The following is a 13983-nucleotide window of genomic DNA, read 5'->3' on the forward strand; positions in this document are numbered from 1 at the left end:
CTCAGCGGGTGGCCGCGGTGGTGGCCTGCCGGTCGAACTGGGTGCGATACAGCTGCGCGTAGCGGCCTCCGGCGGCCAGCAGGCCGGCGTGCGTGCCGCGCTCGACGATCCGCCCATCCTCGACCACCAAGATCAGGTCAGCGGTGCGGATCGTCGACAGCCGGTGGGCGATGACCAGCGCGGTCCGTCCGGCCAGCGCCTCGGTCAGCGCTTCGGCGACCGCGGCCTCACTGGTGGAGTCCAGGTGGGCGGTGGCCTCGTCCAGCACCACCACCCGGGGGCGGGCCAGCAGCAGCCGGGCGATGGTCAGCCGCTGGCGCTCCCCGCCCGAGAGCCGGTAGCCGCGCTCGCCGACCACGGTGTCCAGCCCATCGGGCAGCGCCGAGACCAGATCGGCCAGCCGGGCGCGCCGCAGCACCTGCCACAGCTCCTCGGTCGTGGCCTCGGGGCGGGCCAGCAGCAGGTTGGCGCGGATGGAGTCGTGAAACAGGTGCCCGTCCTGGGTCACAACGCCCAAGGTCTGACGGATCGAGGCTGCCGACAAGTCGCGTACATCCACCCCCGACAACCGCACCGCGCCGCTGTCGACGTCGTACAGGCGGGCCAGCAGCTGCGCGATCGTCGACTTGCCCGCTCCCGAGGAGCCCACCAGCGCGACCATCTGCCCGGCCTCGGCGCGAAAGGACACCTCCTGCAGCACCGTCGCACCGCCGCGCGCATCCAAGGTGGCGACCTCCTCCAGGGAGGCCAGCGACACCTTCTCGGCCGAAGGGTAGGCGAAGCCGACGTGGTCGAACTCCACCGTCACCGGCCCTTCCGGCACCGCCCGGGCGTCGGGCCTGTCGGTGATCAGTGGCCGCAGGTCCAAGATCTCGAAGACCCGCTCGAAGCTGACCAGGGCGCTCATCACCTCCACCCGCGCCCCGGCCAGCGCCGTCAGCGGCGCGTACAGGCGGGTCAGCAGCAACGCCAGCGCCACCAGCGCGCCCGGCTCCAGGTCACCGCGCAACGCGTAGAAGCCTCCCGCTCCGTACACCAGGGCGAGCGCCAGCGCCGAGACCAGGGTGAGGGCGGTGACGAACACCGACTGCACCATCGCGGTGCGCACCCCGATGTCACGTACCCGCCGCGCCCGCGCCAGGAACTCGGCCGACTCCTGGGCGGGGCGGCCGAACAGCTTGACGAGGGTGGCGCCGGGGGCGGAGAAACGCTCGGTCATCTGGGTGCTCATCGCCGCATTGTGGTCGGCGGCCTCGCGTTCCATCCGGGCCAGCCGGCTGCCCACGCGCCGGGCCGGCACAACGAACACCGGCAGCAGCACCAGTGCCAGCGCGGTCAGCTGCCAGGAGATGCCGGCCATCACCACCAGGGTCAAGGTGAGCGTCACCAGGTTGCCCGCCACGCCCGACAGGGTGTCGCTGAAGGCGCGCTGGGCGCCGATGACGTCGTTGTTCAACCGGCTGACCAGCGCGCCGGTACGGGTGCGGGTGAAGAAGGCCACAGGCATACGCTGCACGTGGTCGAAGACGGCGCCGCGCAACCGCAGGATCAGTCCTTCACCGATGCTCGCCGACATCCACCGCGTCAGCAGGCCCAGCGCCGCCTCGGCCAGCGCGATCACCGCGATCACCGCGGCCAGCCGGACCACGACGCCCGCCGCGGCACCGCCGACGATCGCGTCGACGACCCGGCCGGCCAGCACCGGCGTGGCCACCGCCAGCACCGCCGACACCACACTCAGCAGCAGGAACCACGCCAGCAGAAAACGGTGCGGGCGGGCGAAGGCCGCGATACGCCGCAGCGTGGCCACCGAGAAGGGCCGCCGGTCCTGCTGGGCGTGCATCGTGGCGTACAGCGAATGCCAGGCCGCCATCTCCATGCTCATGGTGCGTCACCGTGCTTTCCGTGCTCGTCGGGTGAAAGACGGGCGGCCTCGCCGCCGCCCGGCGGCGGGGGGCGAAAAGCCCGGCGGGCGCCGCCTCTGCGAGGCTAGAAGCTGAAGTTAACTTCAGGTCAAGGGTGGGGTGTCCCGGCCAGGGCCCTCCCCCTCCCCCGCCCCCGGGCACTGCGCCTGCCCTTCGCGCACCCGTGGCCGTGCCCCGGCGGGGCGGGCGCCACCTCGCCCCCATAGGCTGAAGGCCGTATTCCCCTGTCCGGACGCCCCCTCGTCTCGACGTCTTCCCCTTCTGAGAGGTGTACGCGCCGTGCCGACCGCACTCCGCCTGTTCCGTTACGTGGCGATCGCCGAAGCGTGCTCGTGGGCCGGCCTGCTCATCGGCATGTACTTCAAGTACGTCGCCGCCACCGGAGGCCTCGGTGTGAAGATCTTCGGCCCGGTGCACGGCGCCTTGTTCGTCCTGTACCTGGCCGCGGTGTTGTACGCGGCCCGCCAGGACGGCTGGAGCCGGGGCACGGTCATCGTCGGCCTGGTGTGCTCGGTGCCGCCGCTGGCCACCTTGTGGTTCGAGCGGCGTGTGCTGGCCCGCCGCGGCGAACCGCTCGCCGCCTGACCAGCGCCCTGCGGCTTCACAGGTCCAACACGGCGCGGGTGGCCGCCCGGCAGCGCCGCGGATCGGTCAGCAGGTCGGCGCAGTCGCCGAACTGGTCGATCGAGCCCACCGCGGGCAGCGCCCGCACGCGGGCGTCGGTGATGGCCGCGCTCAGAGCGTCGGCGAACCGGCCGGCGCCGATCACCTGGAAGGGCCGCCGGTGATAGGGGCGCAGGCTCCCCTCCAGCGCCGCGGCGCCCCCCATCCGGTTGTGCCAGGCGGCCACCCGCCGATACACCGCCCCCAGGTGCTCTTCTCGTTCACGCCAGGCGGTGGCCGCCACCGCCGCCGACAATGCCTCCCCCAGCTCTGCCGTCCCCGGCAGGCGGGCGAACGCGCTGCCCAGCCACTTGGCGTACGGCGGGTAGCGCCGCCGCATCAGCACGACCAGCCGCATCAGGTCGCGCGCCAGGTCCGCGCTGACCAGCGCCGAGCCCAGGTCGTCGCCGACCTCCCCGCACCGCCCGGGGAAGGCCTCCTGCTGGGCCAGGCGCCTCCACTGCCCGGCCAGCACGTAGCGTTCCAGATCGGGCGGATACCAGCGCAGCGCGGCGCGGGAGCGCCCCATGACCTCCAGGCCGTCGTGGAAGACCTCCCCGCTGGTGACCTCCGCCAGCCGCTGCCAGGGAGTCGACAGCCAGTCCAGCACGCTCACCCCGCCCAGCGGGTCGAATCCCAGCCGGTCGGTGAACCAGGTCCGCGGATCGCTCACCTGCACCCCGTGACGCTCACCGCCCACGGCGGTGCGATAGCCGCCGAAGTCCGCGGGCAGGCCCTCGCCGACGGCGCGCCGCACCTCCTCGGCGCGGTGGGCGGCCACGAACACCACCACCCTGGGCCCCCAGTCATGGTCGGTGGAGCGTTCGGTGTCGAACGCCAAAACCTCCGACCCGGCGCCGATCAGCGCGGCACTGTGCGGCACGTCGGCCACGATCGGTCCCACGACCTGGGCGTAGAAAGCACGCGAAAGCTCCAGGCCAGGTATGAAACTGGACATCATTTCGTCCACTCTGCCTGGCGTGACCGCGCCCCGCACCAGGTTTTCCTCCCTGGGCGCCCGCCCCGAGACCACACGGGACCGCGCGAGGGCCCCACCTTCGTCACCTGCTCGCGCAACTCCTTGTCCGGGACGGAAAACTCAGGCGTCCTGAAGGGCAGCGGCCGCCAGCGGGCGCCCGCGCAACCCCAGCCGCTCGTACAGGGCGATGGCGGCGTGGTTGCCGGTGTCGACCATCAACGCGACCCGCTCGTGCGCGGCCGCCAGCTCCCCCAGCACGAACCGGCACACCCTGCCGCCATGGCCGTGGCCGCGCACGGCCGGCGCGGTGGCGACCCCGGCGACGAAACCCACCTGCGCGCACGACCAGGCGTCGGCGGCCACCGCCACCAGATGGCCGTCCTGGCCGCGCACCCCCGCCCAGCGCCGCACCCCCGCCACGCCCGGCGCCGCCCAGGAGCCGGGAGCCGCCCGCGCCAGCAGGGCGGCGACCTGCCCCTCCTCGGCCTCCCCCAGCCACCCCACCCGCCCCGCTTCCGCCTCCGGCCGGGGCCAGGTGAGCGCGGACGCGGCCGCCTCCATCCACTCGAACACCCCCAGCGGGCGCAGCCGCGCCGATCGGGCGACCAGCCGCTCCATCAGTTTTCGCTCCCCCACCACCCGGTAGGAGGGGCCGACCTCGGCCGCCAGCGGCTCCAGCAGGGCGGCGACCGCATCGGCCTGCCCGTACACCGTGAGGCGATCACGGCGGTTGAGGTCGGGGCAGGCCACCGCCACCGCCTCCCCCAGCGCCCACGCCCGCACCCCCGGCCCCATCGCCTGCGCCCCCCACAACACGAGCGCATCCCCCGAGCAGGCCTGCGCCAACTGTGCGACGTCGCGCAACCGCACCGGCACGCCGCTCAGAGGATCGCCCCCGGCCGGTAGGCGGCCGCCTGCGGGTAGCGGGCCACGACCCGCTCCACCCGCTCCACGACCGCCTCCACCTGGGCCGAGGCCGCCCCGGTGAAGGAGATCGGCTCGCCCAGCAACGCCTCCAGCTGTGCCCGCTCCAGCGGGAAACGCTCGTCTGCTCCCAGCCGGGCGATCAGCTCGTTGCCGCCGGAGCCCTCGCGCATCGCCAGTGCCGACGCCACCGCGTGTTCCTTGATCAGCTCATGGGCGCTTTCGCGGCCCATCCCGGCCCGTACCGCGGCCATCAGCATCTTCGTCGTCGCCAGGAACGGCAGGTAGCGATCCAGCTCGGCGGCGATCACCGCGGGGAAGGCGCCGAACTCCTCCAGCACCGTCAGCATGGTCTCCACCAGCCCGTCGAACGCGAAGAAGGCGTCCGGCAGCGCCACCCGGCGCACCACCGAACACGACACATCCCCCTCGTTCCACTGGTCACCGGCCAGTTCCCCGGCCATCGACGCATACCCCCGCACAACGACCGCCAGTCCGTTGACCCGCTCACACGAGCGGGTGTTCATCTTGTGCGGCATCGCCGAGGAGCCGACCTGCCCCTCGGCGAACCCCTCGGTGACCAGCTCGTGCCCGGCCATCAGCCGGATCGTCTTGGCCAGCGAGGAGGGGGCCGCCGCCAGCTGCACCAGCGCGCTGAGCACCTCGTAGTCCAGCGACCGCGGATACACCTGCCCCACGCTGGTCAGCCGGTGGGCGAACCCCAGGTGGGCGGCCACCTCCTCCTCCAGCGCCGCCAGCTTGGCCGCATCCCCGCCCAGCAGGTCCAGCATGTCCTGGGCGGTGCCGACCGGCCCCTTGACGCCGCGCAGCGGATAGCGGCCGATCAGCTCCTCCAGCCGGGCGAACGCCACCAGCAGCTCGTCGGCGGCCGAGGCGAACCGCTTGCCCAGCGTCGTCGACTGCGCGGCCACGTTGTGCGAACGCCCGGCCATCACCAGCTGCGAGTGCCGCGTCGCCAGGCCCGCCAGCGCGGCCAGCATCGCCACGCACCGGTCCCGCACCAGCACCAGGCTGTCGCGGATCTGCAGCTGCTCGACGTTCTCGGTCAGATCCCGCGACGTCATGCCCTTGTGCACCTGCTCGTGGCCGGCCAGCGCGTTGAACTCCTCGATGCGGGCCTTGACGTCGTGGCGGGTGACGCGCTCACGGGCGGCGATCGACTCCAGGTCGACCTGCTCGACCACCTTCTCGTAATCCCGCAACACCGCGGGGGAAACCTCCACCCCCAGCCGCGCCTGCGCGGCCAGCACGGCCAGCCACAGGCGCCGCTCGGCCACCACCTTGTACTCGGAAGACCACAGGCCGGCCAGCTGCGCGGAGGCATAGCGGGCGGCAAGAACATTGGGGATACGCGGCTTGGCAGTCACGTTGGGTCAGTATATTCCGCCGCCCGCACCCACCCGGCCCCCGGGCGCCACACCTGCGCAGACCAAGGTGAAACCGGGTGAAAGGGGGGCAGGCCGGTGGGTCCCGCGCGGGACCCACCGGCCTGCCCCCCTTCGAAACGGGCTACTGCCGGGCCGTCGGCGCCAGCTCGTCCTTGTCGTAGACCTTCAGCCGCGAGTGCTCACCCCTGGGCTTACGCCGCAGCCGCTCCTTGAGCCGTTCCACCGTCACATACAGGGTCGGCACCAGCACCAGCGTCAGCAGCGTCGACGACAGCAGCCCGCCGATCACCACGATCGCCAGCGGCTGGGAGATGAACCCGCCGGAACCGGTCAGCCCCAGCGCCATCGGGATCAACGCGCAGATCGTCGCCACCGCGGTCATCAGGATCGGCCGCAGCCTGCGCCGGCCGCCCTCGATCACCGCCTCCACGATGCCCATGCCCTGCTCGCGGTACTGGTTGATCAGGTCGATCAGCACGATCGCGTTGGTCACCACGACGCCGATCAGCATCAGCATGCCGATCAGGGCGGGAACCCCCATCGGCGTGCCCGTCGCCAGCAGCAGACCGACCGCGCCGGTCGCCGCGAACGGCACCGACACCAGCAAGATCAGCGGCTGTACGAAACTCCGGAACGTCGCCACCATGATCATGAAGACGATCGCGATCGCCGCCAGCATCGCCAGCCCCAGCTGCCCGAACGCCTCGTCCTGGTCCGCGCTGACCCCTCCCATGGTGAAGCTCGCCCCCGCCGGCAACGCCAGAGCGTCCAGCTTCGACGTCAGCTCCGTCGTCACGCTGCCCAGGTCACTGGCCGTCGCCGTACCCGACACCGTCGCGCTGCGCTCACCGTCGATCCGCGTCACCTGCGTGGGACCGTCCACTACTGCCACCTGCGCCACCTGCGACAACCTCACCACCCCCGTGGCCGTCGGCAACCTCAGCGCCTCCACCGCCTTGACATCCTCGGGCGCGTCCGCGGTCCGCAACACCACCGCACCCACGCGGCCGTCCAGCGTCAGCTCACCCAGCGGCGCCCCCCGGAACTGCTGCGCCACCAACTGGCCGATCTGCGTCTCGGTCAGCCCCCTGGCCGCCGCCTTCTCCCGGTCGACCCGCACCTCGACCCGCTCGGCACCGTCCTCCAGGTTGGAGGTCACATCCCGCAACCCGCCCAGATCCGCCATCGCCGTGCGAACCGTCTCGGTCGCGGTGCGCAGCGTCTCCACATCCGGCGCCTGGACGATCACCTGCAACTGGTCGGTCGACCCGCCGCCGGGGCCACCCTGGCCGCCACCCACCGTGACCGTGCCGATCTCCGAGGAGTCCAGCCGCGCCAACCGCTCGCGCAGCTCCTCCTCCAGCACCGAGCTGTCGGCCTGCTCGGCGACCGTCACCGAGTACGACGCCCGATCACCCCCGCCGCCGCCACCGCCCAGGAAACCGCCGCCACCGCCCACGTTCACCTGGTAGTCGCGCACCCCCTCCAGCGACGACAAAACCTCCTCGACCTTCTTGGCCGCCGCGTCCGTCGCCGCCAGGTCGGTGCCCGCCGGCATCCGCTGGCTGATCGAGACCGTGTCCTGCCCGGAGGAGTCGATGAAGTTGGTCTCCAACCGGCCCGCCAGCCCCATCGTCGCGGCGAACACCACCACCCCCACGATCACCGTCACCAGCCGCCGCCGCGTCGCGAACCGCAGCACCGGCAGATACGCCCGCTGCAGCGGGCTGCGCAACTCCTTGGCCTCTGCCTTCTCACGCACCACCCGCGCCTGCTCCGGCGACAACACCGGCGCCTTCAAGAACCAGTACGCCAGCACCGGCACCACCGTCAACGACACCAGCAACGACGCCAGCAACGCCACCGTCACCGTGATCGCGAACGGCGCGAACAGCTGCCCCACCATGCCGCCCACCACCGCGATCGGCAAGAACACCGCCACCGTCGTCAGCGTCGAGGCCGTCACCGCGCCACTGACCTCGCGCACCCCCGCCAGCACCGCCTTGCGCTTGGCCTCCCCATAGCTCAGATGACGCTTGATGTTCTCCAAGACCACGATGGAGTCGTCGACCACCCGGCCCACCGCGATCGTCAGCGCCCCCAGCGTCAGCAGGTTCAGCGAGTAGTCGCCCACCCACAACGCGATCAACGCGATGATCACCGACAGCGGGATCGACGCCGCCGTCACCAGCGTCGAGCGCACCGACAACAAGAAGACCAAGATGACCAAAACCGCGAACGCCAGTCCCAGCAACCCCTCGGTCGTCAGGTCCTCGATCGACCGCTCCACATACGGCGCCTGATCGAAGATCACCGTGATCTCCGAGGAGTCCCCGATCGCCCGCACCATCTCCGGGAGCTTCTCGCGCACCGCGTGCGAGATCGCCACCGCGTTGCCGTCCGCCGCCATCGTCACCGACAGGCCCAGGCTCGGCTGCCCGTTGGTCCGCGTCAGCGACGTCGCCTCGGCCGGCGTCCGCTCCACCGTCGCCACCTCACCCAGCCGCACCGGCCTGGGAGCCGCCTGCACACGCGTCTGCCCCTGCGGTGCCTGCGCGGCCGCTCCGCCCCCCGGCGCCTGCCGGGCCTGCGGCGGTGCCTGCGGTGCCTGCGGCGCCGCCGCGGGCATCAGATACAGCTCCTTCAGCTCCTCCAGCGTCTCGACCCGCGCCCCCACCTGAACCGTGAGCGACACCTTGTCCTCGGTCACGCTGCCCGCCGGAACCGGCTGCCCGTTGGCCCGCAGCACGTCTCCCACCGCGGCCGGCGACAACCCCAGCGCCGCCAGCTTCCCGACATCCGGAGTGATCGTCACGACCTCGTCACGGGCGCCCGTCACCGTCGCCTCGCGCACCCCCTCCACAGCCCGCAACTCCGGCACCACCAGCCGCTCAAGCCGCTCGGCCATGGCCCGCTGATCACCGCCGTCGCCCACCGCCAGCTGCATCACCGGGATGTCGTCGGTCCCGCCCGACAGGACCTGCGGATCGACCGCCTCCGGCAGCTGCGTCCTGATCCGCGAGATCGCCTGCTGCATCTGCGCGACCGCCGCGTCGATGTCGGTGCCGTACTCGAACGCCACCTGGACCTGCGCCATCCCCTCCCGGGAGGTCGAGGTCACCTCCGAGACCCCCTCCAGACCCTGGAAACTGTTCTCGATCGGCTTGGTCACCTGCTCCTCGACGATCTCAGGGGAGGCGCCCGGATACGGGGCCGCCACGAACGCTCCCGGGAACGACAGCGAGGGCAGCAGCTGTTGTTTCAATGAGGGGATCGCGAAAAGGCCGAACGCGCTCAACACCAGCGTGATCATTATCACGAGGCTGCGGTTGGCGAGGCTCAACCTGGCCAGGGACGTCATGGAGGCAGGCTCCTCAGGGAGGGACATCACAACAAGATTCGCCCCAGACTAACACTTCGCCTCAGGCGAATATTTAACGATGCTTACCAATCCTGATAACCTTCTCAGGAAGCGAGAGGTGAGCGTGAACAACGACGACCGCGAACAACTGATCGACCACATCGGCGCCGTCCAGCGCGCCCTGGGCCGGCTCCTCGCCCAGCAAGGCCCCCCAACGCCGCTGTTCGACTCCAACCTCACCATGCGCCAGCTCAAAGTCGTCCTGATCCTCTCCGGCCAGGACCTCGCCTCCGGCCAGGACCTCGCCACCCACCTGGGCGTCGGCCTCGGCACCGTCACCGGCATCGTCGACCGCCTCGTCGCCCGCGGCCTCGTCGCCCGCCGCGAAGACCCCCACGACCGCCGCATCCGCCGCGTCGAACTCACCCCCGCCGGGCGCGCCCTCACCGAGGAGATCACCGACGCCGGCCTCAACGAGTTCCGCCGCCTCCTGCAACACCTCGACACCCCCACCCTGCGCGACCTCGCCGCGATCATGAACAAGATCCAACACGCCGCGCTCACCCGCTGAAAACACCACTCACCAGCCAAAAACCACTCCCGCACCAAAAGGTAGGATGATAGGTTCTGTCGCTGTGACAGAACCCACAAACACCCTCTTCTCCCTCACCGGCCGCACCGCCCTCATCACCGGCGGCAGCTCCGGCATCGGACACACCATCGCCCACGCCCTCGGCCACGCCGGCGCCAACATCGTCATCGCCGCCCGCCGCACCACCCACCTCACCCAAACCCTCACCGAACTCCACCACCACAACATCAACGCCGCCGCCATCACCACCGACCTCGCCAACCCCGACGACATCACCCACCTCTGCCACCAAGCCCCCACCTTCTTCGGCGACATCGACATCCTCGTCAACAACGCCGCCAACAACATCCGCCCCCCCATGACAGAACTCACCACCGACGACTACCAACAGACAATGGCCGTCAACATCACCGCCCCCTACCTCCTCGGCCAACACTTCGGCCCCCTCATGGCCCAACGCCGCTGGGGCCGCATCATCAACATCGGCTCCCAGCAATCCATCAGAGCCTTCGGCAACAGCGGCGCCTACGGCATCTCCAAAGCCGCCATCACCGGCCTCACCCGCTCCCAAGCAGAAGCCTGGTCCCCCCACGGCGTCTGCGCCAACACCATCATCCCCGGCTTCGTCCTCACCCCCCTCACCCAATCCGTCCAAGACACCCCCGGCCGCCTCGAAGCACTCGCCGCCCGCACCCTCACCCGCCGCAACGGCCACCCCTCCGACTACGCCGGCATCGCCGTCCTCCTCGCCGGCGACGCCAGCGCCTACATCACCGGCCAAACCATCTGCGTCGACGGCGGCTTCTCCGTCCACTGACCACCCAGCACCCCGCCACCACAAAACCCACATGATTGAATACGCCCCGGATCCAACACACCGGCCGGGAAACACCCATGACCACCACCCAGCGCCCCACCAACGCCCGCAAAGCCCTCTCCTACTTCTTCATCCTCCTCGGCATCACCTCCGGAGCCTGGGCCGCCCGCATCCCCGCCGTCAAACACACCCTCGACCTCAGCGACGGCCAACTCAGCTACGGCCTCCTCGCCACCGCCCTCGGACTCGTCACCGGCATGCGCTTCGCCGGACACCTCACCGACCGCCTCGGCAGCGCCCGCCTCATCACCCCCGCCGCCATCGCCACCGCACTATCCGTCATCCCACCCGGCTACGCCACCACCCTGCCCACCCTCATCGCCGCCCTATTCCTCTTCGGCCTCACCAACGCCTTCCTCGACGTCTCCATGAACGCCCACGGCGTCGAAGTCGAACGCGCCTACCACCGCCCCCTCCTGTCCTCCTTCCACGGCATGTTCAGCATCGGCGGCCTCATCGGCGCCGGCATCGGCGCCACCTTCGCCTACCTCCACCTCAGCGCCGCCGCCACCCTCACCGCCGTCGGCATCCCCCTCGCCCTCATCTCCCTGTACGCCCGCCGCCACCTCCTGCCCACCCCGCCGCCTCCCACAACCCCCACCCACCACCGCGCCCCCGCCCGCGCCCCATGGACCGGCTGGATCATCCTCATGGGAATCGTCGCCTTCGCAGGCCTCGTCGGAGAAGGCGCCGCCAACGACTGGACCGCCGTCTACCTCTTCCAGAACCTCGGCGCCCCCCAGGCCCTCGCCGCCGCCGGATTCGCCGTCTTCTCCACCACCATGACCATCGGCCGCTTCGCCGGAGACCACCTCGCCCAACGCTTCGGACCGGTACGCCTGGTGCGCTACTGCGGCCTCATCGCCGCCCTCGGCCTCGGTACAGCACTGCTCGCCGGCCAGATCCCCATCGCCTTCATCGGATTCGCCCTGTTCGGCTTTGGCCTGTCCACCATCGTTCCCCAAATCTTCTCCGCCGCGGGCAACCACGCCCCCGCCCGCGCCGGCCGAGCCATCGCCCAGGTCGCCACCGTCGGCTACGCCGGCCTTCTCGCGGGCCCCGCCATCATCGGCGGCGCCGCAGAGCTCATCGGCCTGCCCGCGGCCCTGGGCATCCCCGCCCTGCTCGCCGCCTTCATGGCCGCCTCCGCCGGAGCACTGCGCCCCCGTACGACATCATGACCGGCCAACGGCGCGGCCCTGCTTTTGGTGGGATGGTCTTTAGTCCGCTGTAAATGATCTTGAGCCTCGCCGGACGCCTTTACAATGTAGATTAATAGATGTTGATGCCGCACACCACAGGCAGGCGAAATCCGGATGAGCCCAGGGCGCCCGGGTTGTTAGAGTGACCGTCATGGCACGAGGTATCTGGTCGCAGAAGATCCGCTCCGCCCGCTGACGGCGGCGCCTTCTTCCTGCTGAATCCGCGCTCGCCGTCCCGGTTCCCGCCGGGCGGCCTCTTACCGCTGCCCGGCTCCACTGCGAGCTGCGGAGCACCGTTGAACCTCACCCCGACCCCCGAAACCATCTCCCTGCCCATCGAGGCAGGCGACAGCGCACACGTCCGCGCCACGAACGTCACCGTCACCCTTGGATCCCGGCGTGTCCTGAACGACGTCTCGGTCACCGTCTCCGCCCGATCGAAAGTCGCCGTCGTCGGCGAGAACGGCCGCGGCAAGACGACACTGCTGCACGTCCTCGCCGGACTGATCACGCCGGACGAGGGCACCGTGCACCGGGCCGGCACGATCGGCCTGGCCCGTCAGGAACTGTTCGCACGAGACGGTGAGACCGTCGCCACCTTGATCTCCCAGGCACTGGCCGCCTCCCTCGCGGCTCTCGGCGCGCTGCAAGAGGCGACCCTCGCCATGGCCGAGGGCGATCCCAGCGCCGACGACCGCTACGCCGCCGCGCTCGACGCCGCCACCCGGCTCGACGCATGGGACGCCGAACGCCGCCTCGACGTCGCCCTCGAATCCCTCGGCGCCTGCACCGACCGAGACCGTCCCCTGGCGAGGCTGTCGGTCGGGCAGCGCTACCGGGTGCGGCTGGCGTGCCTGCTCGGCGCACGGTACGACGTTCTACTGCTCGACGAGCCGACCAACCACCTTGACGCCGGCGGGCTGGACTTCCTGACCGGCAGACTGCGCGAGCACGACGGTGCCCTCGCCGTCGTCAGCCACGACCGGGCACTGCTGCGCGACGTCGCGGACCGCTTCCTCGACCTCGACCCGGCCCGCGACGGCAAACCGCATCTGTACGCCGGCGGTTATGACGCCTGGCAGGACGCCCGGCGTCGCGAACGTGAGCGCTGGGAGCAGGACCACGAGCAGCAGCAGGCCGAGCGCCGGCGACTGCAGGAGGCGGTCTCGAAGGCCCGCGACCGGCTCTCCACCGGCTGGCGGCCGGACAAGGGAACCGGCAAGCACCAGCGCCAGTCCCGCGCGCCGGGCGTGGTACAGGCCCTGAACCGGCAGCAGGACGCCCTGCGGGCGCACCGTATCGACGTGCCGCAGCCGCCGTCGGCACTGCGGTGGCCGGACCTGGGCGTCCGGCAGGGTGCGCCGCAGTTGCGCGCGCACGGCGTCGCCGTCGACGGGCGGCTGGCCGGCCCGGTCGACCTCACTCTCGACGGGGGCGACCGGCTGCTCGTCACCGGGCCGAACGGCGCCGGGAAGTCCACATTGCTCGCGGTGCTGGCCGGCTCGCTCCAACCCACCGACGGGCATCTCTGGACGGCGAAGGGTGCGCGAATCGCCTGGGTCACCCAGGAGACCGCCGAGCAGGTCCCCGGACTCACCGCCCTCGAGGCGCACGCCCGCCAGGTGGGACGACTGGTGGCCTGCGGGGCGCTGCGCGACGCCGACGCCGTCCCGCTCGGAGCGCTCGGGCTTTTGGACTCCGCCGCGATGCGCGTCCCGGTCGAGCGGATGTCGCAGGGACAACAGCGGCGCCTCGGCCTGGCGCTGGCGCTGGCCGGGCGGCCCGGTCTGATCCTGCTCGACGAACCGACCAATCACCTGTCGTCGACGCTGGTCGAGGAGTTGACCGACGCGATCCGCGACACGAGCGCCGCCGTCGTCGTGGCCACACACGACCGGCAACTGCTGCGCGACCTCGCCGACTGGCCGCGCCTGGAGATAGGCGGGTCAGCACCGCGATCCGGCTGATGTGACGCTCGGTCGCATAGGCTCGCAGAACCCGATGACTCCTCGACGTGCTCGGCCGGTGAGTCCTGGCCGTTCGGCCCGTTC

General features: G+C 71.1%; 10 protein-coding genes. 5 read left to right on the forward strand and 5 right to left on the reverse strand.

Going from position 1 to position 13983, the window contains the following annotated elements:
* Nucleotide 1 precedes the first annotated feature (1 nt).
* Nucleotides 2-1885, reverse strand: a complete 1884-nt coding sequence (locus ACIBH4_RS34625; protein WP_362520025.1) for an ABC transporter ATP-binding protein — start codon at nt 1883-1885, stop codon at nt 2-4.
* A 319-nt stretch (nt 1886-2204) separates the two neighbouring features.
* Between ACIBH4_RS34625 and ACIBH4_RS34630 the strand changes: the two genes are divergently transcribed.
* Complete coding sequence (locus tag ACIBH4_RS34630; RefSeq protein WP_362769317.1) at nt 2205-2510, forward strand: DUF3817 domain-containing protein; 306 nt, start codon at nt 2205-2207, stop codon at nt 2508-2510.
* Between the two features lie 16 nt (nt 2511-2526).
* Here ACIBH4_RS34630 and ACIBH4_RS34635 read toward each other — a convergent pair whose 3' ends face one another.
* From ACIBH4_RS34635 to ACIBH4_RS34650, 4 genes are all read right to left on the reverse strand, one after another.
* Nucleotides 2527-3546 carry a DUF4037 domain-containing protein gene (locus ACIBH4_RS34635; RefSeq protein ID WP_362769319.1) on the reverse strand — a complete coding sequence of 340 codons (1020 nt, stop codon included), beginning with the start codon at nt 3544-3546 and terminating at the stop codon, nt 2527-2529.
* A gap of 141 nt (nt 3547-3687) precedes the next feature.
* Complete coding sequence (locus ACIBH4_RS34640) at nt 3688-4443, reverse strand: GNAT family N-acetyltransferase (RefSeq protein WP_362520016.1); 756 nt, start codon at nt 4441-4443, stop codon at nt 3688-3690.
* 5 nt (nt 4444-4448) lie between these two features.
* Nucleotides 4449-5879: an adenylosuccinate lyase gene (gene purB / locus ACIBH4_RS34645; RefSeq protein WP_362520013.1), complete on the reverse strand. Its 1431-nt coding sequence runs from the start codon at nt 5877-5879 to the stop codon at nt 4449-4451.
* Nucleotides 5880-6021: 142 nt separating this feature from the next.
* Nucleotides 6022-9261, reverse strand: coding sequence for an efflux RND transporter permease subunit (locus tag ACIBH4_RS34650; RefSeq protein WP_362521821.1), 3240 nt, complete (start codon nt 9259-9261; stop codon nt 6022-6024).
* A 118-nt stretch (nt 9262-9379) separates the two neighbouring features.
* On the opposite strand from ACIBH4_RS34650, the gene ACIBH4_RS34655 reads away from it, so the two are divergent.
* The 4 genes from ACIBH4_RS34655 to ACIBH4_RS34670 all read left to right on the forward strand — a co-directional run bounded on the left by ACIBH4_RS34655 (nt 9380) and on the right by ACIBH4_RS34670 (nt 13899).
* The gene (locus tag ACIBH4_RS34655) at nt 9380-9832 is read left to right on the forward strand and encodes a MarR family transcriptional regulator (protein ID WP_362769322.1); all 453 of its coding nucleotides are present in this window, start codon (nt 9380-9382) and stop codon (nt 9830-9832) included.
* A 64-nt stretch (nt 9833-9896) separates the two neighbouring features.
* Nucleotides 9897-10670, forward strand: a complete 774-nt coding sequence (locus ACIBH4_RS34660; RefSeq protein WP_362521817.1) for an SDR family oxidoreductase — start codon at nt 9897-9899, stop codon at nt 10668-10670.
* Between the two features lie 77 nt (nt 10671-10747).
* Entirely contained in the window at nt 10748-11911 is a 1164-nt protein-coding gene (locus ACIBH4_RS34665; RefSeq protein ID WP_362769325.1) for an MFS transporter, read from the forward strand.
* Between the two features lie 317 nt (nt 11912-12228).
* Nucleotides 12229-13899 (forward strand): ABC-F family ATP-binding cassette domain-containing protein, encoded by a 1671-nt coding sequence (locus ACIBH4_RS34670; RefSeq protein WP_362521813.1) that lies wholly within the window; start codon nt 12229-12231, stop codon nt 13897-13899.
* Nucleotides 13900-13983 lie beyond the last annotated feature (84 nt).

The sequence above is a fragment of the Streptosporangium sp. NPDC050284 genome (assembly GCF_044459525.1).
GTDB lineage: Bacteria > Actinomycetota > Actinomycetes > Streptosporangiales > Streptosporangiaceae > Streptosporangium.

Excerpts from the sequence above, each read along its gene's own strand:
- ACIBH4_RS34665 (WP_362769325.1), top strand. The coding sequence starts at position 10,748 with ATGACCACCACCCAGCGCCCCACCAACGCCCGCAAAGCCCTCTCCTAC.
- ACIBH4_RS34635 (WP_362769319.1), bottom strand. The coding sequence starts at position 3,546 with ATGTCCAGTTTCATACCTGGCCTGGAGCTTTCGCGTGCTTTCTACGCC.
- ACIBH4_RS34625 (WP_362520025.1), bottom strand. The coding sequence starts at position 1,885 with ATGAGCATGGAGATGGCGGCCTGGCATTCGCTGTACGCCACGATGCAC.
- ACIBH4_RS34650 (WP_362521821.1), bottom strand. The coding sequence starts at position 9,261 with ATGACGTCCCTGGCCAGGTTGAGCCTCGCCAACCGCAGCCTCGTGATA.